The sequence below is a fragment of the Microcoleus sp. Pol11C3 genome (assembly GCF_036701485.1).
Taxonomy (GTDB): domain Bacteria; phylum Cyanobacteriota; class Cyanobacteriia; order Cyanobacteriales; family Microcoleaceae; genus Microcoleus.
On sequence record NZ_JAUBQW010000079.1, the window covers coordinates 1 to 22,179 of the forward strand.

Consider the following 22,179-nt stretch of genomic DNA (forward strand, 5'->3'; position numbering starts at 1 on the left):
TATCTTTAGTTGAGTTTGAATATATCGGTCGCTCCTATTCATAGTTTGCGATCGATTATTCAGCAAGCCCTAAATATGCAAGTCATAGAAACCAATCTCCACAAAGCTTTGGGATTTTCAACTTAATTTTTTTCATACCCTGATTAAGCAACACCCACTCACCGCGATGTTCATTCAGAACCGACAAGTTACGATAATTGCGCGATCGCACATATCAATATGCTTCAATGGTAAAAGCTATATATCCCACTGCTAAGGTACTCGGCCCGTCGGATTTTGGCTGGCCTGTATATGTGGATTCGGGCGTTAAGGGCGATCGCACTTCATCCAATTTCCTACACAGCATCAGGATCTACGCCGAGTTCCCGTAATCTCGCCGCCAACCTTTCAGCTTTCTGCAATTGAGCTTGTTCTGCCTTAATTAACTCCTCTACCAATGGCGGGTTTAGTATTTCATCCACCGATAAAACCAGATCGGGAAATACTACAGACACAATTTCCTCACCCGGCAAAAAATCTGTATACGTGTAACCATCTTCACCTTCAATCAATGCAAAAAGCCGGATTTTTTGCTTGCCAGCTTTAGGGTCAACAATGCAATATTCCGGCACATTCGCTAATTCGTACTCTCCGCGTTTGATTACATAATCTTCGCGGCGATTTTCGCTGACTACTTCTACCACTAACAGCGGCTTTTCATCAAATTCGATGATACCTGCACCTGGTCTAGCAGCAGCTTGTTCCAAAAGACTTTTAGTGCAGACAACTACATCGGGAATCCGAGATTTATCTTCATCTGTTCTCACTCCCAAGCCAGTTTTTACTACTAAGTCGAGATTGTGTTCCGCTAGGTAACGCTGCAACTGGTAAACTAAATATTCGCAAATTTTGATGTGTAAAACTGTTGCTGTTGGCATCGCAATTAATTTGCCTTTGTACAGTTCATATTTTACATCAGATTCTCCTTGATAAACTCGGTATTCTTCAAAGGTCAATGTGGGCGAAGTATCGAGCTTTGTTTCTGCGACTCCTGGCACAACAGATTGAGACATATATTTTTACCTCTCTCGATAGTTTGCTATTATACTAAATTTTAATTTTAACAGTCAAGACATCGATTACCAAAAGATCGATCGCGCTTATTGACTTTCCAATAAGCACACCCCGCAATAGTTTTAATATTTTTCAAAATACAAATTAAATATTTGGTACAGTTCACCATTTGGGCGAGATCCTCAACAACGCTGTAGCTGCCTCACTGTCGAGAGGTTTAGAGAAAAAGTACCCCTGACCGTACTCGCAGCCGATCGCCCGCATTTGAGCCAATTGGACGGCGGTTTCGACCCCTTCTGCCACTACCTCCATCCCCAAACTGCGGGCAAGCATGACGATCGCCCGCACGATTTCCAAATTTTCGCCCGTTTCTCCGACGCGGCTGACAAAAGAGCGATCGACCTTCAAAATATTAATCGGGAACTTGTGCAAATAACTCAGAGACGAATAACCAGTGCCGAAATCATCAATACACAGCCCGATACCCAAGTCTCTCAAGTGCGAAAGCATCGCCGCCGCCGCTTCCCCATCTTCCATCACCACAGTCTCAGTAATCTCCAACTTCAAACAGCGAGCGTCAACACCAGTTTCCTGCAAAACTTGCTTAATTTGCTCGATCGACTCCGGTTCCGAAAACTGCCTCCCGGAAAGATTTACTGCTACAGTCAGTCGCGAATTTCCCACAGGTAAATTCAAACTCTGCCACTTGATAATTTGGCGGCAGCTTTCGTTCAAAACCCACAAGCCCAAAGGCATAATTAACCCAGTTTCCTCCGCCATCGCAATAAATTCCATCGGGGAAACTAAACCCCGTTCCGGGTGCATCCAGCGCACCAGCGCCTCAAATCCGATAACTGAACCAGTTTTTAAACTAACGATCGGCTGATAATAAACAGTAAAAGGACATTCCAATTTGAAAGTAGTCAATTGCGACTTCGGACGCTCCAATCTCCGATCGATTTCACTTATCGGCGAGTTTTCCGCCGCCGTCCCACAGGCGAAATTCACTATGGAATATTTCAAATTTAGTTCTTCAACCGACTCCCGCAAATCGTGTTCCAAGTGCATCAAAGCCACAGCCCGAGTGTGCATTGCACTGGTAAAAACTTCGTAGCGAGCTTTACCGAGAGCTTTTGCCCGGTACATTGCAATATCAGCATCGCGCAAAATATCTCCCGGCCACTGATATTTGTCGGTACTCAAAGCAATGCCGATGCTAGCAGTAATTAAAACTTTATTACCTTCCAAATAAAGCGGTCGTTCGATTGTTTTGAGAATTTCCTTTGCTTGGGCGATCGCCTCATCAACACCGTGAATTTCCTCCAGCAAAATCACAAACTCATCTCCCCCCAGACGAGCCACCGTATCGCCCGGCCGCAAACAAGTCAAAAGACGGCGAGCCACAGCCACCAACAGCCGATCGCCCGTGCGGTGTCCCTGACTGTCATTAATCACCTTAAACCTGTCCAAATCGAGAAACAGCACCGCAAACTGATAGCTCGGATGCCGTTGGGCGCGGGCAAAAGCTTGCCCCAACCTGTCAGTCAACAAAGCACGGTTCGGCAACTCTGTCAGCGCGTCGTGTAAAGCATCGTGCAACAATTGGTCTTCAGCCGCCTTGCGCTCAGTCACATCGTGACAGTTGACCACAATTCCCCGCACCGAAGGTTCGTTGAGCAAATTCGTCGCCACCGCTTCCAACACGCACCAGGAACCGTCCTTGTGTTGCACTCGGTATTCCGCCATTCCCAGGCTAACTCTCGGCATTTGCATGACACCTTTGAACACTTGATCCACTATCAGCAATTCGTCAGGGTGAATCAAGTCAAATATAGATCTGCCCAGGACTTCCGCCGTCGGGTAGCCCAAAATCCGCTCTAGGGAAGGAGAGACATAGCGGCAAAAGCCTTTCTCGTCGAGAATCACAATAATGTCTCTAGCATTTTCAATCAACGATCGAAAGCGCTTCTCGCTTTGCCGCAGCTCTTGTTCCGTGCGCTTTTGGTCGGTCATATCGGTATTCATGTAAATCAGACCGACAATTTTCCCTGTGCGGTCTTTAATAGCATCGGCCCGCAGCAACACTTGCAAAGTTTTACCGCTTTTAGTGCGGTTGGTAATTTCACCAAACCAAGAATAACCCTGGGCGATCGTGTCGAGTACCTCCCGGGCGACTACGGGGTCAGCAAAAACTGCCGATATACCTCCGGCTAGTTTAAATTCCTCTGCGGTGTCCCATTCAAATAGCTGAGAAAACGCTTGATTTTGATAAATGTGAGTGCCGTTCGCATCGCTGATGCCGATCGCGTCACTCGAACTTTCCACCGCCTTGCGAGTCAGCACCAGAGCTTCTTCTGCCCGCTTGCGCTCGGTAATGTCAATCCCTACCATACAAGCTGCTTTGCCCTGATCATACTTTTGAGCCACAATCAAATAGTATCCCGCCGACTCTCCCCCGTCGGTTTGTAGCTTAACGTTGAGTTCTTTAACCGCTTCCGTAGCGTCGCCGGCAAAAAACTCCACCACAAAAGAGTTAAAATCCGAGCTAGCACCCAGAAAACCAATATCTTGACCGACAAAAGCCGACGGCCGCAAACCATGCAGTTTGGCTAAGTGCTGGTTAACCCCCAAATAGCGCAAATCCGAGCTAATCCAAGATACTGTTCCCGGAACTGCTTCCAAAATCGTTTGCAGTTGGTCGTTAGCTTGCTGCAATGCTTGCTGCACTTCACATATTGGTTCCGACAAGTCAGACTGAACTCCTACAAAGTGAGTCAAATTAGCGCTGTCGTCTCGCACGGGAGATAGCGACAATTTGCTCCAAAAAGCAGTGCCGTCTTTGCGGTAATTTTTGATTGTTGTCTGGATTTCTAGACCTTGGCGCAAGGCATCGCGGATCTTAGCTACTGTAGTTCGATCTGTATCCGGGCCTTGCAAAAATCGGCAATTACGCCCCAAGATTTCACGGGCGCAGTAACCTGTCATCCGTTCAAAGGCCGGATTGCAATAAATTATGGGACAATCGGGTGCATTGGCGTCAGCAATGACAATGCCGCTGCTAGTAGCTGCCAAGGCTCGATCGCTTAGCCACAGTGCTTCTGACGCAGTATGGCGATCGCCGACACCCCCCACTTCACCTAAATTAGAAATTGACTGGTTCTCCCGATCTCCCATCAGCCGAACTTTCAAGCAAACCTTTACAATTTCCGAGTTGTTACTTACTCTAACGTTTTTCAGGACTCGCGCAACGTAAATTGTATCTCCGCATTTAAGTAAGCGGGATTTCACCGTAGTGGTTAGTTGTATTTTCTACCCTTGCTGTTCTGCCTTTAAAAAAGCACATCTTCACTTCCGCAGTGAAAAACCCTCTATTCTTCTCCCCCTCAGACTCTCTCCCCCTCTCCCCTTCTCCCCCCGCCTTGGCAATCATCATCCGCAGCAGCTTATTTAGCAGGAGTTGCAGCTTGAGAAGTCGGTGGCGCAATATTAATTAATGGCAAAGTTCCGCCTCCTCCCATTACTGTCGGAAACTGGCCATTCCATTTTTCAATTGCTTGCTGCTGCAAAATTTCGGCTGTTAAAGTTTGTCGTTGCAAGCGTTGAGCTTCAGCTTTACCTTTAGCACGGTTAATTTCAGCTTGAGCATCTTGGGTGGCTTTTTGAACTGTAAATTCTGCTTGTTTAGCTTCTTGTTCTGCTATTTGTTTGGATTCGATGGCTTTGCTAAATTCTGGAGAAAAGCCAAAATTTATTAACGAAACATCTCTGACAATGATGCCGTAAGGTTCCAAGCGCTTTTTGAGGCTGTTGTCGATTTCTGTTTTGAGTTCCGTGCGCTTAGTGATTATTTCTTCGGCGGTTTTTTTAGAAGTTGCTGCTTTGAGAACTTCAGAAATTGCCGGACTCAGAATGCTGGTAACAATTTGTTCTTCGTCTCCTACTTGTTGGAAAACTTGATTTACTTTGGCGGGGTCAACATTCCAGTTGACTGCCAAATCTGTAGTAATGCTTTGCAAATCTTTGGAGGCTGCATCTGCTTTCAAGTCTGTTTTTTGTACCCGCACGCTGAGAGTTTTTACAGAGGTGACGATCGGTAAAATCGGGTGGATGCCTTCATCTAAGATCGCATCTTGAACTTTGCCGAAGCGCATCATGACGCCGCGTTCCCCTGCGCCGACGAGGGCAAAAGGTCTTAAAATTAAGGCGGCGATGATGAAGACGATGCCACCGACGATGTAGAGAGCTAGGTTGTACTGAACTCTTTGCATGGTTTTCATATGTTAATTTACCTATGTTGTGTTATTTGATGTTAGTTTTTTATTCGATCTTATCTAAGATTATAACTTCATGTTAAGGGTGCAACAACTCATAAATTCATTGATTTTATTTCAGAGAAAGTCATATAGTGGCGAGGGTGTGGGAACCTCTTAGCTCGATGAGCGGGGCTGAACAATGGCACTTGTAACTGGGTGAGATTATTGATGAATAAATGTTTCACTCATATTGACAAAGAAGATTTTTTAAGATATAGCAGAAGTAAATAGATAGCTCGATCGCTCTCCGACAAGCGATAAAATGGCGATCGGAAAGAGAAAGCTTTCTAGAAAGCTAAAAAATCAGCATCAAATAGGTATTTTTTGTAAATTTTGAGTAGAAAATTGGAGGTGCGTGCCGATAAAACCTTTGGGGGTTGGTTCAAGCACAAGCCAAAGAGAGAATTTCACTCTCCGACCAACAGACTCTATTTGTAGAATTGGCATCTGCCCGCCTTGCTCAACCCTCCTGAGTAGAAAAAAAGACTCCTTGGGCAAGTTAGGAATTTATAGCCACAAACGATAAAAATCTGAGTTTAAAAATGCCGGAAAATAAGTTAAGCTTAGATGAGAACGGTTGAAAAAAAATCAAAATGTTGCAGCGACACCCTTGGCCGCAGACAGTTGAAGAGGCGATCGCCATTCAAGAACAGCTTCGGTCAGAGGTAATTACCGAAAATCAACTGGACACAGTTCGGTACGTCGCAGGGGTAGATGTCGGCTACGACAGTGCAAACGATGTATCGCGGGCCGCTGTAACAGTTCTGAGCTTTCCCGACTTGCAGTTGCTGCAGCAAGCTGTGGTTCGCAGTCCTACAACTTTTCCTTATATTCCGGGTTTCCTGTCTTTTCGAGAAGTGCCGGCAGTTCTCGAAGCTTTGGAAAATATCAGTTTGAAGCCAGACTTGATATTGTGCGACGGTCAAGGACTAGCCCATCCCCGCAGGTTCGGTCTTGCGTGCCATTTGGGGGTTTTGACCGGGATTCCCACGATCGGAGTTGCCAAAAATCGATTTATTGGAGAACATTCAGAAGTCGGACTCGACCGGGGCAGTTGGCAACCCTTGCTGCTGGAGGGATCAACGGTAGGCGCAGCGCTGAGGACGCAAACAGGGGTAAAACCGATTTATGTTTCGATCGGTCATAAGGTAAACTTGATAAGTGCGATCGAGTACGTCCTGCGCTGCGCCCCAAAATATCGCTTACCAGAAACAACTCGATCGGCAGACCAACTAACATCGGGATAACTGGCAAGCGCGGAAGGCATCAAAAAAAAGTAAAAAGACCAAAAAAGCATCCGTCTTTGGACTTTTAATTTTTGAGGTGGCGCGGCCCGAGTCAAAAAATCCTCTGAGTCTACTGCCAATCTGCTTTCGGTTCCATCCTTCCAGCGAACTAAAGAATGACTATACCTGAGAAAGAGGTATAAAAGTTGGGGGGTTTATAGAATGATTGAAAGACAGTAACCAGCTTAAAACATTGGCGGCTCTAACTATAGTGCCCGGGCGTGAACTATTTTTAGTTCACATTTGTAAATCATGAAAGAGTCATCCTGCGAGTTAAACCAAAAGCTTAGATTCGTGTGATGAGGTTTCATAATTTACCGTCGGATATCTCACCACTGACTGGGAGTAACCACGACAGTGGGAGGCGAAGGCGCGATCGAGCTAAAAAATCAGAAACAAACAAGGAGACAGTCATGGCTGAGAAAAGCAAACGCGGATTCGCTTCTATGGATGCAGAAAAACAGCGCGCAATTGCTAGCAAAGGCGGAAAAGCTGCACACGAGAAAGGAACTGCCCACGAATTCACCTCTGAAGAAGCCAGACAAGCTGGTCAAAAAGGTGGCGAAGCTGTCAGCAGAAATCGTGAACACATGGCTCAAATTGGTCGCGAAGGCGGTCGGAAAAGCCGCAAGAGCGAAGCTTAAGTCTCTCAAGGCTGGCCCTGTAATGAAAGATTGCACAGTTGCAGCGTGAGAGATAGCACTAGGACAGTGAACGTTTGAGGAGGTGGGGCGATCGAACTTACCGAGGTAGTTCGATCGTCCAACCTCCAAAATTCGTTACTAGCGCACCACAGCCTCGCCAATGTGAAAACCCGACAGGAATTAGTTTTTAGCAATCCCTGGCAAATCTTGAACAGCAATTTTTTAACCAAGCTGCACTGCGGTCAATAATTTTGCGGGAAAGAAAAGCTGAGGAGAAGTAGTCAGAAGACAGAATTCAGAATACCCCATGCCAGAAGTCAGGTGTAATGTCAGGGAAAGAATTTTTTCTATTCCACGATTAAAATCGGGGGCTTTAAACCCCGATTCTCCATCCTGTCGCACACAATCCATTCTGGATTCTGGCTGTTGAATTCTGAATTCTTCTTCGGTAAGCGCGATTCAGTCTCTCAAAAAAAGCCAATACGAGCACTAAAAGCCCTGAATTCAGGGCTTTTTTGTATAGCTACACATTCTATTTTTAGAAGTTCGATCAAGTCGGCCTCAATAATTATAATTAAGTTTTTTGCTGAGGAACTCCGTCCTCAAAATAAATCAGTTAATATTTTTTTATATTTTTGAGCAAACCTATACAATCATGACAAACCAGCTAACTTTAGTATGGACAGAAGCTGGGGTGCGTCAAACTCGAACAATTCAAAACGGACAGCCGAGCAAAAATCCGGGAACCGTGAGGCTAGGGCGCGATCCGGCGAAGTGCGATCTAGTCTTTTCGCATCCCAGCGTATCGGGGCTGCACGTTGAAATATTTTTTAATCAGGAATTGCAGGAGTATGCAGTGCGGAATTTGCGCGAAAGCAATCCGCCCCTGGTAGATGGAAAAATTCTCGCCCGAGGCGAAGCAAAATTGAACTCGGGAAGTCACATCCATTTAGGCCAAGTGCAAATCGAGGTGGTGAATGTGACGGAGGTGCAGGTAGCCGGGCCGCTGACTGTTTTGCTGTCCGGGCCTCCGGCTCAAAGTTCTTCCCCGCCGACGGGGCCTTCAAGCTACGGCTTGCAGTGTCCGAAGTGCAGCCGAATTTCGCCTTACGCGCAGTTGAATGCGGGGTGTCCGTGGTGCGGTACATCTTTGGCGGCGGCGGCGAGTGTGATGATCTCTCCGTGAGAGTTTGAAAAAGGGAAAATCGGGCTATCCGCTAAACACTCTCAACTTCAAAAATCTTTTTTTGCAGAAAGCTCAAAGCCGCCGGCTGATGTTTAAAAAATAATCATGACTTCTCAACCCTTGCGCCTGCGACTGACTTGGACAGATACAGCTACGGGGGATTGTCGATCCCCGATACTCGACTTACCCATCGCTTTGGGACGAATTTTTGAAGCTATGCCGGCGACTATCAACGGGGAACGAGTTTCTCGAATTGCCCTCAGCAGCAGTCAAGTTTCTCGCTTTCACGCAGTGATTGGCACCGAAGGTAACAGTATTTTACTTACTGACACGGGCAGCCGCAACGGTACTTTTGTTAACGGCATTCGCCAAACCCGCTGCGTGCTGGCAAACGGGGATATGCTGCAAGTTGGGCCCTACGCGATCGGCATTTCTTTTGCTGTTAATTCCCCTGAAGCGCCGTCTGTCAATTCTCACATTTTCTTTAACCCGCAGACCAATGGGCCCGACCCTGCATTGGGGCCACAAATGGTGTCGCCGCTTTCACAAACAGTTAGTAGGGGAGAATTTCCGCCGATCGCATTTTTGCACGCTTCTCAAGTGTCAATGCGATCGCTCCAATCTATGGGACTCCCTGTGACAGAAGTTGATTGGGCTGCCGTTGGCGGCGGTTTGGGCAGCTTTATTTGGGTGGATTTGCTCAGAATTTGCGGCGTGAAAACAGATCGAATTGCGGTTTTGGGCATGGAAGAGCAGCCTTACGCCCGCTACCTGCGTCTGTGCCTGAATTCTCAAATTCCGCTGCGGGAACGCCTACGATCAAATTCTGACTCTTGTCCAGACAATATTTGGGGGTGGCCTCCCTATGCTTTGCGGGAAGCTTGGCAGGAATTGCTCAAAGGGCGTTTGGGGATGTCGTTAAAGTTGATGTGGCAGGTGTTTGCTGAACCGACTTTTGCCGAAACTTATACGCCTCGCGCGGGTAATGTGTTTGATTCTATTGACAGGGAAGTCGATCGAATTGGGTGGAATCAGATGTTTCGCTACGGTAGAGTGCGGGGAATTCGCAAAACAGATGACGGCAGGTACGCGATCGCTTATTCTCGATCGAATGCGGATCACCGCGACCACGCTTTTTTAATCGCCAAATACGTACACTTAGCCACCGGCTATCCCGCCATTCAATTTCTGCCCGACTTGCAAGCTTACCGCGAAAAAACCCAGGATTTTGAGTCCGTTGTCAACGCTTATGAAAGCCACGACGGCGTTTATGAAAAATTGGAGGCCAGGGGCGGCAGCGTGTTAATTAGAGGCCGGGGAATTGTTGCTTCGCGGGTGGTGCAGCGAATTTACGAAGCGCGACAGCGGAACCGAAATATTCAAGTATTGCATTTGATGCGATCGCCCAAACCTCAAGGTAACAAATTTAAACTCGCTCAGCGAAGAGTCGAAAATCACTACGAATTTCAACCTTTCAACTGGCCGAAAGCTTGCTGGGGCGGGGAACTCCGCGTACTTTTGGAACAAGCCGCCCCGGAATTTCGCCCGCAGTTGCTCACCGACTGGGGCGGCACTACCACAGCCCAGCGCAGCGACTGGCGGCGGATTGTCAAAGAAGGTTTAAGTCAAGGATGGTATCAAATTACCTTCGGGGAAGTCGAGCGAGTCGAGCGCGACAGTCAAAACCGCACAGTGACGTACATTCAGGAGAAGGAACTCAAGGGGCAAATTAAGTTAGAAGCTGATTTTATTATTGATGCTACGGGTTTGGACGCTAAGGTAAAAACCAGTCCCCTGTTAAACGATTTAGTAGCTCAATATAATCTTCCCCTTAACGGTTTGGGCCGACTGAGTGTTAACAACGATTTTGAAGTGCCCGAATTGCGGAATTCTTCTGCTAGCAACACAGAAGGCCGGGTATACGCAGCCGGCGCGATTACTTTGGGGGGGCCTTACGCGCCGGTAGACAGTTTTTTGGGCTTGCAATACGCCGCCTTGCGTTCGGTTGAAAGTCTAGCCGCCAACCGAGTTCCGGGTGTGCGGAAATTGAGCGTTTGGCGATCGTTCGTGCAGTGGTTGAAGTGGATTTTTAATAAATCTCCAGATTGATTAGAAACAAAACCGTTTCGCATTCAATCTAAAATCCAAAATCTAAAATCTAAAATCGAATGACTCCCACCTTATTTGGTCGATGGCAAACTCGAATTTTATTATTTGCAACAGTCGGCGTTTTAGTAACACTGCCATTTTTTCTAGGTTTAATCGCTGGTAAATCAGGCTCGATATTTTTCGGGATTTTAGGGTATGTAGCGATTTTTGGCATCGGCTGGGATGCCTTATATATCTACATCCAGCAGTACCGCTGGGATCGAGATTGGCCCGGCGCTTTTCAATTACTCGCTGGGATTTGGGAAGCACTTTTTGTGTTATTTTTAATCAAAATTATCGGTTTGCCGGGGATACCTGCACAAGATTTTGACTTGGGAGCTTTTGCTTTGCATTATAGTTTAGTGTGGCTGGCTATTTATCTGGCATCCCAAACACTGATGCGGATTTTGTTTCCCCACTGGCGTTTCCGTGGCGGCCAATGGTTGTAATAATATTGTGTGATTTTTGTGATACCTGTAGGGGGGTTTTTACAAATAATAATCACCTCAAATTAATAATCTCATAAACCCGCCCCGCCCCGGTCAATTACCAATTCCCCATGCCCAATTCCCCATGCCCAATTTCCCATTCCCCATCCCCTGTATATTCTCATTTTTTTCTGGTTCTGGCTTGCTCGATCTGGGTTTTGAGTCGATCGGCTTTAATGTAGCGTATGTCAATGAAATTTTCCCACCTTTCATGCAAGCATACCGCTATTCTCGGCAGTGCCTGAATTTGCCGCTACCAGAATACGGATATTGCGAAGGAGAGGAAGCAGATGTAACTCGACTTGTAGGGGGAGAACCAGCTTTTCGCCTGCGGGAATTGATGCAGGATGCTCGCAAGCATCACGATATTGTGGGATTTATCGCGGGGCCGCCTTGTCCTGACTTTTCTATTGGTGGCAAAAACCGAGGTGGGGAAGGAGATAAAGGTCAACTTTCAGCTTCATACATTGAATTGATTTGTCAGCAGCAGCCAGATTTCTTTTTATTTGAAAATGTCAAAGGTTTGTGGAGAACCAAAAAACATAAAGCTTTTTACGACGAACTAAAACATCAGTTGGCGGCTTCGGGATACGTTTTTGCCGAACGTTTAATTAATGCGATAGAATACGGCGTCCCGCAAGATAGGGATAGAATTATTTTGATTGGACTTAGAAAAAACCTTGTCAAAAATCTGGGCATTTCCCTAGAGGAAACAAGCCCAATGTTAGCCGAAAGTTTATTTCCTTGGCAAAGTCAGGTATTATATCCCAAATCAGAAATTTTTTCTCATGCTTGGCCTGATAGAACAGCTTTTGCAGATGATGGTTTCGTGCCTTGTCCTGATGGCATTCCCCAAGATTTAACGGTAGAATTTTGGTTTCAAAAAAATGACGTTCTCAACCATCCCAATGCCAAACACTATTTCCAACCCAAAGCAGGCCTTAAGCGGTTTGCTTCCGTTGATGAAGGAGATGATTCAAAAAAATCTTTCAAGCGATTGCACCGATGGCGTTATTCGCCAACAGCTTGTTACGGCAATAACGAAGTTCACTTGCACCCTTACAAACTTCGCCGGCTGTCTGTTGCAGAAACGCTGGCTATTCAGTCACTGCCAAAAGATTTTGCACTGCCGGAAAAGATGACCTTGACTAATATGTTTAAAACTGTTGGCAATGGGGTTCCTTATTTAGCTGCACAAGGTATTGCCAAAACAATTTTACATTTTTTACAGACAAAATAAATAGAGAAATATGCCCAAATAAACCTTAGCATCAAGACTTTTGCTGTGGTGCGTGAGGGCAAGTAATTTTTGAATTCAAACTGTGAGATTTTTAACACTCACCCACCGCCACAACTAGATTTTGATGCCTGACGCGCGGTTTAAGATTGATTGTCGGTGGCGCAAGTTACTCGCCACGCCTCACACACCCTATAGATTTGTGAAAGTGTTTTTTTTTAAGAGACAAGATTGTATGCCTTCCCAAACTATCTTGAAAGGCATTTGCGTTTATCTGCGTTTATCTGCGGTTTCCCCTATCCATTAAAGATTTATGAAATAAGTCTAATAAACAGCAGAGGGTGCTGAGAAAGAGAAAAAACGCAGAAAAATAAAAGTTCACAAAGGGTTTAGACTTGTTATATAATAGTTGGTTAAGGTTGAAAACCTATATTTTTTATTGCCTGCAATTCGCCATGACCGTTAAACCCCGCCGCTATCACATCACTACTTTCGGATGCCAGATGAATAAAGCCGACTCGGAACGGATGGCCGGCATTCTGGAAAATATGGGCTTTGAGTTCTCGGAAGACCCGAACGAAGCTAGCTTGATTCTCTACAATACTTGCACAATTCGCGACAATGCCGAACAAAGAGTTTATTCTAACCTCGGAAGGCAAGCTCATCGCAAACGCCAAGAACCGGGTTTAACTTTAATTGTAGCTGGATGCGTCGCGCAGCAGGAAGGTGAAGCGCTGCTGCGGAGAGTGCCGGAATTAGACTTAGTAATGGGGCCACAACACGCTAACCGACTTGAAGATTTGCTGGAACAAGTTTTTGAGGGCAATCAAGTTGTGGCGACAGAAGCTGTTGAGATTATGGAGGATATTACTAAGCCGCGCCGCGATAGCAAGGTGACTGCTTGGGTGAATGTAATTTACGGCTGCAATGAACGCTGCACTTATTGTGTTGTGCCGAATGTTCGCGGGGTTGAACAGTCACGAATGCCGGAGGCAATCCGCGCAGAAATGGAGGATTTGGGCCGTCAAGGTTACAAGGAAGTAACTTTGTTGGGGCAAAATATTGATGCTTACGGACGCGATTTGCCGGGGACAAAATCCGACGGCAGCAACCAGCATACTTTGACGGATTTGCTTTATTTTGTGCAGGATGTGGCGGGGGTCGATCGCCTCAGATTTGCTACTAGCCACCCGCGCTATTTTACAGAGAGATTGATTAAGGCTTGTGCGGAATTACCGCAGGTTTGTGAACATTTTCACATTCCTTTTCAGTCGGGAGATAATGATATTTTGAAGGCGATGTCGCGAGGCTATACTCAGGAGAAATACCGCCGGATTATTGATACAATTCGCCGTTATATGCCGGATGCTTCGATTACGGCGGACGCGATTGTCGGTTTTCCTGGAGAGACGGAAGCACAGTTTGAGAAGACTTTGAAGTTAATCGAAGATGTGGGTTTCGATTTGGTGAATACTGCGGCTTATTCGCCTCGCCCGGGGACGCCGGCGGCTTTGTGGGAAAATCAGTTGAGTGAGGATGTGAAAGCCGATCGCCTGCAACGAATCAATCATGTAGTGACAACAACGGCGATGGAACGATCGCAGCGCTATTTCGGACGCACGGAAGAGGTTTTGGTGGAAGTCCAAAATCTCAAAGATCCAACTCAGGTGATGGGACGCACTCGCGGCAATCGTCTCACATTTTTCAAGGGGGATATTGCTGAATTGGCGGGTAAAATTGTGCTGGTTAAAATTACAGATATTCGCGCTTTTAGTTTGACGGGAGAAATGCTGTAAGCTGTTGGGGCATTTAAATTGTATGTCAAGAAATAATCAAACTATGACTGGGCAGTTTCTCCGAGGCCGCCCGCAATATACAATTTAAATTCGCAACAGCTTATGCTTAATTCTCAGTTTCTGTCGCATACTTCCTGTGATAGCTGCGCTAACTGCGTGTATATTTGTCAAAAAGTACCGGGAGTATTGAAAAATGACAAAGATGCGGATCGGGCTATTGTTCGGGGGGCGATCGGGCGAACACGAAGTTTCAATTAGTTCGGCGCGAGCGATCGCCCGCGCCCTCGCTGCTGAGGAAAATGGCTCTAAATACGAAGTTCTGCCCTTTTACATCCAAAAAAACGGCCGCTGGCTGTCGGGAACATTACCTCAACAAGTCTTAGCCAGCGGGAAACCTCTGGAAATAGAGCAACAATCAGGACAAGACGACTCTTCCCCATCTGGACAGTTTCCTAATTTTAATGCTGTAGATGTTTGGTTCCCTGTTTTGCACGGGCCAAACGGCGAAGACGGTACGGTGCAAGGTTTGCTGAAATTAATGCAAATTCCTTTTGTCGGTTCCGGAGTTTTAGGCTCGGCGCTGGGAATGGATAAAATTGCTATGAAAATGGCTTTTGCTCACGCTGGTTTGCCGCAGGTAAAATACATTGCTGTCAACCGTTCCGAAATCTGGTCTAATCCTTGCGTTTTCCCCAAACTATGTGATAAAATTGAAGCAAGTTTGGGCTATCCTTGCTTTGTTAAGCCGGCGAATTTGGGTTCGTCTGTGGGAATTTCCAAAGCTCGATCGCGCGCTGAATTAGAAGCAGCTCTCGACAGCGCCGCCAGCTACGATAGGCGGATAATTGTCGAAGCGGGTGTGGTTGCTAGAGAATTAGAATGTGCAGTTTTAGGAAATGACAACCCCAAAGCTTCAACCGTAGGAGAAATTACTTTTAAAAGCGATTTCTACGACTACGAAACTAAATATACCCAGGGACAAGCCGACTGCTCAATCCCGGCAAAAGTCAGCAGTGCGATCGTCTCGCAAATCCAAGAAATGGCAGTACAAGCATTTTTGGCTATAGACGCGGCAGGTTTAGCGCGAGTAGACTTTTTCTACATTGAATCAACCGGAGAAGTTTTGATTAACGAAATCAACACTTTTCCCGGCTTTACAGCTACCAGTATGTATCCGCAAATGTGGGCAGTGGACGGCATTTCTTTCCCAGAATTAGTAGACCGTTTAATTCAACTAGCTCTCGAACGGCACGGGGAAAAAGGTTGAATCGCGAGCTGCAAACCGCTGCCGTGCCAACAGAAAACAAATTAATTTCGCCGGTAATATATCCATACCAGCGGAAACGATATAACATGGTTGTGGCAGGCAGTGCCTGCCCGCAGCCATATTTCTGCTGCTGGTCGAGGAACAGGGAATTTTTAGCAGGCTGGTGTAAATTAAATGCAACATAAAATGTTTAAGGGAGAACGGCGAATAGCAGCGTCAATCTCACATCTTGCATCTCAAATTTTAACTCGGTTAACTTAGATGAGACGTTTCACTCAACTATCGCATTGGTGGACTTACGGACTGTTTTTTCCCCTAGCGGTACTCAACTGCTGGTTAGCCCTCCTAGTCTTTGAATATTTTCGCGCCCTGATTACAGTTTTGATCATCGCTACAGTGCTGTCTTTTTTGCTAGATTATCCAGTGCGCTTTCTGCACAGATACGGCTTGAAGCGCGATCGAGCAGTTTTGTCGGTATTGTTTTTGACTTTACTGGTATTGGTGGTTTTAGGTCTGACTCTGGCTCCCATTCTGCTAAACCAAATCACGGAACTCGCTACCCGACTGCCGACTTGGATAGTTTCTGGCACAGAACAAATTGAAGCGTTCCACAAATGGGCGGAAAATCGTAATCTCCGCATTGATGTTAGCGGTTTGACTACTCAATTGAGCGATCGACTTTCAACTCAATTGCAGTCTCTCACCGGCGAAATCCTCAAATTTGGCTTGGGTGCGGCAGACAGTCTGTTGAATTTCCTGCTGACAATAGTCCTGACATTTTACTTGCTCTTGCACGGCGATCGCGTGTGGGAAGGTTTGTTTAAATGGTTTCCCTCCAAGCTGAACCTTCTATTGCGGCAGTTGCTGGCGCGAAGCTTCCACAACTACTTTGTCGGGCAAGCAACTTTAGCGGGTTTGATGGGGCTGTCGATGACTGTTGCTTTTTTAATTTTGCGAGTTCCCTTCGGACTGCTGTTTGGTTTGGGTGTGGGTGTAATGACCATCATTCCCTTCGGGGCACCTTTCAGTATTTGCATTGTCAGTTTGCTAATTACATTAAACAACTTTTGGCTCGGCGTGACAGTTTTAGCTGTCGCTACAGTAATTGAGCAAGTAATTGAAAGCGGGGTTGCTCCTCGGTTATTAGGCGGTTTTATTGGTCTCAATCCTGTGTGGATTTTAGTGTCGCTGCTGGTGGGGGTTAAGGTGGCGGGAGTAGCAGGTTTGATAGTTGCTGTGCCGATGGCAGGTTTTATTAAAAATACTGTTGATACTTTGGAAACTTTGAGGAACAAGTCCAAGGAAATTGATTCGGTTAGTTCCATTGAACCTGCGGGGCAATAAAATTGCAAACTCCGTTCAAATCTAAGATTTGAACGGAGTTTTGGCTGTCTACTGTGACTTAGCTGTTGACTTAGCTTTAGTTGCTACTTTAGCTTTATGCTTGGGGGTTGCTTTAGTTGCTACTTTAGCTTTATGCTTGGGGGTTGCTTTAGCTGCTGTCTTAGTTGCGGGTTTCCTGGTAGCTGCTTGCGCCGCAGGCATTCCCGCAGTGCCCGCAATGCCGGACAATAGCGCACCTAGGGCGAGGGCGGTTGCCAGAAAAGATTTGCCAAACTTAAAATTCATGGTAGACGACTTTTGTTTTTGTTAATGTTTGAGAATACGCAAGAATAATAGTAACATATATTTTCAGTCATCTAAGGTTGATTAGATATTGCCTTTGTGCCGGACTTATTTGTCAGGACCCCAAAATTCCTCGCAAAACGCTCCTGATCGCGAAAGTTTGGGGTTGCTGCTGATTTATGTAACAATAAGTCGGGAATCTTAGTTGTTGACTTCGGATATCAATCCTGTGAATATTTCGCGGGAAATGCGGAATATCCAGGCCGACTACCGTAGTCTGTATTATGGCACTCAGGCGACAATTTGCCAGTGCTAGCGATCGTTCGATCGCACTCAAAAGCTGGAATCCACAATAGACCTGCGAGTGTCGGGTTTCTACCCCACCTTGTAGGGTAAACCCTACCAGTCAAGCAGATGTCACAAATGCTTGAATTAAAATTAAAGAGCCTTTAGTTCTAACTTAATTACAATAAGTGCTAAAAATGCAAAACCCTAATTATAACTCTCGCTCTAACTCCAACCAAATCAATACTATGTCAACCAAAAATATGCCTGCTACAACTGTGCGTTATCGCCGTTTTTCGTTTCCGAAAAAGCTTGCTTTTTTATCCCTTGTTTTGCTTGGCTCTACCGCAACTGTTGGGTGCAACGCCCTAACTTCTCAAGTTCCTGGAAGTTCTAACGCCATCAAAGCTGAACCGGCAAGTGCAGCGCCAATCTCAGCATTGCCTGCAAATATACTGCCCTCTCAAGACTCTAATTTTGTTACTAAAGTTGTGCAGGAAGTCGGGCCGGCAGTGGTGCGGATCAATTCGTCTCGGACGGTGACAAACCAAGTTCCAGATGAGATCCCCGAGCAATTCCGTCGCTTCTTCGGTTCGGAATCTCCCATTCAACCCGGAAATCGGGTAGAAAGGGGTTCTGGTTCGGGTTTTGTTTTTGGTTCCGACGGTCGCATTTTGACTAACGCTCACGTTGTTGATGGCGCGGATACGGTGACGGTAAAACTGAAGGATGGCCGCGAATTTGTCGGCAAAGTTTTAGGCGTCGATACAGTTACTGATGTGGCTGTTGTTAAAATTGAAGCTAACAATTTGCCTGTGGTGAGTTTGGGCAAATCTGAAGAGTTACAGCCGGGAGAATGGGCGATCGCGATCGGCAATCCCCTCGGTTTGGACAATACTGTGACTGTCGGCATTATTAGTGCTACAGGCCGTTCTAGCGCCGATGTCGGCGTTCCCGACAAGCGCGTCAGCTTTATTCAAACCGATGCTGCGATCAATCCCGGCAATTCTGGTGGCCCGCTGCTGAACCAGCGCGGTCAAGTTATCGGCATGAATACGGCGATTATTCAAGGCGCTCAAGGATTGGGTTTTGCTATTCCGATTGATCGAGCACAACAAATTGCCAACCAATTAGTAACAACCGGAAAAGCCGAACATCCTTATCTCGGCGTTCGGATGTTGAGCATTACTCCCGAAGTCAAGGCAGAATTCAATAAAAATCCCAACCCCAAATTGAGGCTGACTGAAGATAAAGGCGTGTTAGTTTTGGGAATTGCCAAAGATTCTCCGGCGGCACAAGCTGGAGTCCGCGTTGCCGATGTGATCAAGAAAATCAACGGTGCAGAAGTCAGCGATGCTGGCAGCGTACAGCAAATTGTCGAGAAAAGTACAGTGGGCAGCGATCTGCAGCTTGAATTGAGCCGCGGCGGACAACCTGTTACTGTGGCGGTGAAAGCTGGTGCTTTTCCAGCGACCCAGAAGCAGCAGTAGAATTGTTGATTGAAACTTATATCTTGCACCATTGTCAATAATCCTTTGATGAACAGGCAAGATGCCTGTTCCACAAGAAAATTAATCTCTTGTGGAACGGGCATCTTGCCCGTTCTTGAGAATGGTGCAAGAGGTGAGTTTTAATCGGCTTGGTCTGTGAGGAGGGTTTAAACCTCCGGCGGGATGTCGGGGGTAGTAGTTATAGTAAGTTACCATAATTTATATGGGTTATTAAGAGGTAGAAAAATGGCTAACATTAATCGGAGGCGTACTGAAAATATTAACGGTAACTTTTATGTAGACAGTACCTGCATTGACTGTGATACTTGTCGGTGGATGGCACCTGAAGTATTTGGTCAAGCAGGAGAACAGTCTGCGGTTTACCACCAGCCAACTAATGAAACTGAAGAAATGCGATCGCTCGCGGCTCTTTTGTCTTGTCCCACAAGTTCGATCGGCACTGTTGAAAAACCCAAAAGGATCAAAGAAGCCCAGCAACTGTTGCCCGCACTCGTAGCAGAAAATGTCTATCACTGCGGCTACCACTCAGAGCAATCCTACGCCGCGGCCAGCTATTTAATTGTCCGCCCCGAAGGAAACATTTTAGTTGATTCTCCCCGTTTTGTGCCGCCGCTAGTCAAAAACATAGAAGCAATGGGTGGCATTCGCTATCTGTACTTGACTCACCGCGACGACGTAGCCGACCATCAACAATACCACGATCATTTTGGGTGCGATCGCATCATTCATGCTGACGAAATTAACGCGGGTACTTGCCATGTAGAAATTCAATTGTCGCGCAGCGAACCTTATCAACTAGAAGATGACTTGTTGATTATACCTGTTCCCGGCCACACGAAAGGTCACACAGTTTTGCTTTACAATAACAAGTTTTTGTTCAGCGGCGATCATCTTGCTTGGTCGGAAAGTTTGCAGCAGCTAGTTGGCTTTCACGAAGTCTGTTGGTATTCTTGGCCGGAACAAATCAAATCTATGCAGAATTTGGCTAATTACTCGTTTGAATGGGTGTTGCCGGGACACGGCCGCAGGTATCAAGCCGATCGACAAACCATGAGCAATCAAATGCAACAGTGTATTGCTTGGATGCTCGATGCTTAATAGTTTAAAACCCCTTTTCTACTAGGTGGTTAAAACCAATCCTACACACACTTTCGTCCGAGCCGAGGGGGACTAAGAATAAGAGGGGATATTTAAGCCCGATTGGGTATTAAGCCTTTGGGAGGGCCACCAAAGTCATAGAATTAGCGGGGTAAATTGCCTGGAATCCAGTATCACTGACACCTAAATCGCTGTGACGGGAATCGCCCGCCAATTCCCCTCGCTGTAAGTGTAAATTTGAGCTTTTGGGGCTGTGTGAAGTCCTTTCAAACTCAAGTTTCTGGTAAAATTTTGGCTGGTTTTATTAATGATTACTACCGTCAAAGCACTGTAGTGCGATCATCGCCTGCGTTGATTGAGACAAGTCCTTGAGCGGACGGGTTGACAACAATAGTTAAAAGATCTAATATTTGAATATTGATAAAATTCGGGAAATGAGAGATTTTTGATATTCATGATAATAGCTCTTCTGTACTTACCGCTGCTCAAATGTTAGTTAAGTGTTCACAAAAAATGTAGAACAAAATAAATTATGAACAAATTAAGGACAACTATTCTAGATTTACCTGGTGTCATAGTAGAAGATTACAAGCAGAGAGGAGCCACATTAATTTTAGTGGTAAAATCTAAATAAAAAGCCTCAAAATGCCCTATAGGCAATCAATCTAGCCATCATTTACATCAAAACTATCGGTATTTATTTAGAGAGTTGCCGATAGGTAATAAAGAAGTAATGCTGAGAGTAAATAGACGCAGATTTAAATGTAAAAATTGTCACAAACCTTTTAATGAGAGATTAAATTTTGTCGAAAATCAGAAAAATTTCACGAATAGATATGCACAAACTATTACTGAACAAGTTGTCCATAGTGACATTAAAAACCGGGCTAAAAACAATAACTTAACATCAGAATAAGTTTGGTTAATGGTAAAGACTCTAGCGAATAAAATATTACCTGTTGATGTAAAAAACTTACAAAAACTCAGCATAGATGAAATTAGTTTAGTAAAAGGGCAAGGAAAATTTATAGTTGTATTAGTAGATTTATCAACACATAAATTAATAGGCTTGGTTGCCGAAAGTCAACAAGAAACAATCAAAAAAAAGATGCTTGAATGGGGAGAAAAAGTGTTAAACCCGATCAAAGAAGTAAGTATGGACATGACGGGTAATTATAAGTCATTAGTCAAAAAGCTTTGCCCGAATGCTGATGTAACAGTAGATAGATTTCATGTGACAAAAATGATTCATGAGGAATTAAATCAGGCAAAAATTGAGTAAAAAAAGGCAGCATCATCGCTAAAAGCGAAAGAGAGAGCCAAATTATTGGATAGTTTAAAACGAAGTAAAGAGACATTATTGAAAGCAGAAAATAACTTATCTGACGAAGATAAAATAAAATTAAAACAAGTAAAAAATGCTTCCCTAAGAGTAGGAGCTATGCACAATTTAAAAGAAGAGTTTCACTCTTTATTTGAAAAAAGCAATAATTTGGGTGACGGGATATTAGAATTAACAGATTGGTTGAAAAAAGCACAACCATACTATAAAAAAAGTGTAGAAACAATCAAAAGATGGTTGGGAGAGATTGTGGGCTATTTTGAATCAAGAACAACAAATGGCATAGTCGAGGGAATTAATACTAAATTAAAGCTCTTAAAAAGGTGTGGTTTTGGATTTAGAAATTTGATAAATTTTGAAATACGGGCATTACTTTTTGGGCATTTTCCTAAAAAATGAGCAGCGGTAAGTACGGAAGAGCCAAAATTACCAAGGTCAAATTTGTGGGATCAGTCGATGTGAGATTGGAGATTTACTGCACAGATGAATCTGGGAGATTGAAAAAGAGCGTTGCCCTGAGCTTGTCGAAGGGTCTAAAATTTTGGCCTCTCCACGACTCCTGTCAGCAAGCAAGTATCCGTTTTTGGGCGCGATAAAAAAGGCTGCGCTGGCTCTACAAGATGCTCCTAATGTATCATAAATCATTGAAATAGCCTTCATTGATGAGTTATAAAGGTTTGTCGGTAAAAAAATACAAATTAGCGTTATACACAACTGTCAACCTTTTTCGGCTAGGCATCTTAGCCTGACTTCTGGACGATCGCTGACAAGACTTGCACACAAACTCTGACTGTAATGGGTGAAATTTTATCAATTTTTTGATAAACTTGATGTTCGCGGCTTGAGAGTTGACTTCACAATAAGACAGGTTTCACCAGTTGTGAACCGCGCTGCTACAT

At 45.3% G+C, this 22,179-nt stretch carries 18 protein-coding genes and 1 pseudogene; 14 read left to right on the forward strand and 5 right to left on the reverse strand.

Features of this window, described 5'->3' with window-relative positions:
- The first annotated feature begins 227 nt into the window (after window positions 1–227).
- Window positions 228–371, forward strand: coding sequence for a hypothetical protein (locus QUA40_RS17890; RefSeq protein ID WP_333128165.1), 144 nt, complete (start codon window positions 228–230; stop codon window positions 369–371).
- Here QUA40_RS17890 and QUA40_RS17895 read toward each other — a convergent pair.
- The 3 genes from QUA40_RS17895 to QUA40_RS17905 all read right to left on the reverse strand — a co-directional run bounded on the left by QUA40_RS17895 (window position 336) and on the right by QUA40_RS17905 (window position 5,330).
- On the reverse strand, window positions 336–1,052 hold the full coding sequence (locus QUA40_RS17895; RefSeq protein WP_333128167.1) for a Uma2 family endonuclease: 717 nt from the start codon (window positions 1,050–1,052) through the stop codon (window positions 336–338). The two genes, QUA40_RS17890 and QUA40_RS17895, sit on opposite strands and share 36 nt — an antisense overlap.
- Window positions 1,053–1,215: 163 nt before the next feature.
- Window positions 1,216–4,227, reverse strand: a complete 3,012-nt coding sequence (locus QUA40_RS17900; protein ID WP_333128205.1) for an EAL domain-containing protein — start codon at window positions 4,225–4,227, stop codon at window positions 1,216–1,218.
- A gap of 269 nt (window positions 4,228–4,496) precedes the next feature.
- The gene (locus QUA40_RS17905) at window positions 4,497–5,330 is read right to left on the reverse strand and encodes a prohibitin family protein (protein ID WP_333128170.1); all 834 of its coding nucleotides are present in this window, start codon (window positions 5,328–5,330) and stop codon (window positions 4,497–4,499) included.
- Window positions 5,331–5,959: 629 nt separating this feature from the next.
- Between QUA40_RS17905 and nfi the strand changes: the two genes are divergently transcribed.
- The 9 genes from nfi (at window position 5,960) to QUA40_RS17950 (ending at window position 16,762) form a co-directional block, all read left to right on the forward strand.
- The gene (nfi, locus tag QUA40_RS17910) at window positions 5,960–6,613 is read left to right on the forward strand and encodes a deoxyribonuclease V (protein WP_333128172.1); all 654 of its coding nucleotides are present in this window, start codon (window positions 5,960–5,962) and stop codon (window positions 6,611–6,613) included.
- Between the two features lie 452 nt (window positions 6,614–7,065).
- The gene (locus QUA40_RS17915; RefSeq protein ID WP_333083789.1) at window positions 7,066–7,296 is read left to right on the forward strand and encodes a KGG domain-containing protein; all 231 of its coding nucleotides are present in this window, start codon (window positions 7,066–7,068) and stop codon (window positions 7,294–7,296) included.
- 655 nt (window positions 7,297–7,951) lie between these two features.
- Window positions 7,952–8,482, forward strand: coding sequence for an FHA domain-containing protein (locus QUA40_RS17920; RefSeq protein ID WP_333128175.1), 531 nt, complete (start codon window positions 7,952–7,954; stop codon window positions 8,480–8,482).
- Between the two features lie 105 nt (window positions 8,483–8,587).
- On the forward strand, window positions 8,588–10,591 hold the full coding sequence (locus tag QUA40_RS17925) for an FHA domain-containing protein (RefSeq protein ID WP_333128176.1): 2,004 nt from the start codon (window positions 8,588–8,590) through the stop codon (window positions 10,589–10,591).
- 59 nt (window positions 10,592–10,650) lie between these two features.
- Complete coding sequence (locus QUA40_RS17930; RefSeq protein ID WP_333128178.1) at window positions 10,651–11,079, forward strand: hypothetical protein; 429 nt, start codon at window positions 10,651–10,653, stop codon at window positions 11,077–11,079.
- 124 nt (window positions 11,080–11,203) lie between these two features.
- Entirely contained in the window at window positions 11,204–12,358 is a 1,155-nt protein-coding gene (locus tag QUA40_RS17935) for a DNA cytosine methyltransferase (protein ID WP_333128180.1), read from the forward strand.
- Between the two features lie 452 nt (window positions 12,359–12,810).
- A complete protein-coding gene (miaB, locus tag QUA40_RS17940; RefSeq protein ID WP_333128182.1) occupies window positions 12,811–14,151 on the forward strand; it encodes a tRNA (N6-isopentenyl adenosine(37)-C2)-methylthiotransferase MiaB in 1,341 nt (446 codons plus the stop codon).
- A 193-nt stretch (window positions 14,152–14,344) separates the two neighbouring features.
- The gene (locus QUA40_RS17945; RefSeq protein ID WP_333128185.1) at window positions 14,345–15,418 is read left to right on the forward strand and encodes a D-alanine--D-alanine ligase family protein; all 1,074 of its coding nucleotides are present in this window, start codon (window positions 14,345–14,347) and stop codon (window positions 15,416–15,418) included.
- A 261-nt stretch (window positions 15,419–15,679) separates the two neighbouring features.
- Complete coding sequence (locus QUA40_RS17950) at window positions 15,680–16,762, forward strand: AI-2E family transporter (RefSeq protein ID WP_333128188.1); 1,083 nt, start codon at window positions 15,680–15,682, stop codon at window positions 16,760–16,762.
- A gap of 48 nt (window positions 16,763–16,810) precedes the next feature.
- Here QUA40_RS17950 and QUA40_RS17955 read toward each other — a convergent pair whose 3' ends face one another.
- Entirely contained in the window at window positions 16,811–17,047 is a 237-nt protein-coding gene (locus QUA40_RS17955) for a hypothetical protein (protein WP_333128190.1), read from the reverse strand.
- 530 nt (window positions 17,048–17,577) lie between these two features.
- Between QUA40_RS17955 and QUA40_RS17960 the strand changes: the two genes are divergently transcribed.
- Both QUA40_RS17960 and QUA40_RS17965 read left to right on the forward strand, forming a co-directional pair.
- The gene (locus QUA40_RS17960) at window positions 17,578–18,819 is read left to right on the forward strand and encodes an HhoA/HhoB/HtrA family serine endopeptidase (RefSeq protein ID WP_333128192.1); all 1,242 of its coding nucleotides are present in this window, start codon (window positions 17,578–17,580) and stop codon (window positions 18,817–18,819) included.
- Between the two features lie 246 nt (window positions 18,820–19,065).
- Window positions 19,066–19,938: an MBL fold metallo-hydrolase gene (locus QUA40_RS17965; RefSeq protein ID WP_333128193.1), complete on the forward strand. Its 873-nt coding sequence runs from the start codon at window positions 19,066–19,068 to the stop codon at window positions 19,936–19,938.
- A 183-nt stretch (window positions 19,939–20,121) separates the two neighbouring features.
- On the opposite strand, the gene QUA40_RS17970 is transcribed toward QUA40_RS17965, so the two are convergent.
- Entirely contained in the window at window positions 20,122–20,262 is a 141-nt protein-coding gene (locus QUA40_RS17970) for a hypothetical protein (RefSeq protein WP_333128196.1), read from the reverse strand.
- A 328-nt stretch (window positions 20,263–20,590) separates the two neighbouring features.
- On the opposite strand from QUA40_RS17970, the gene QUA40_RS17975 reads away from it, so the two are divergent.
- On the forward strand, window positions 20,591–20,854 hold the full coding sequence (locus QUA40_RS17975) for a transposase family protein (protein WP_333128207.1): 264 nt from the start codon (window positions 20,591–20,593) through the stop codon (window positions 20,852–20,854).
- 9 nt (window positions 20,855–20,863) lie between these two features.
- Window positions 20,864–21,679, forward strand: a pseudogene (locus QUA40_RS17980) (ISL3 family transposase).
- Window positions 21,680–22,179: the final 500 nt, after the last annotated feature.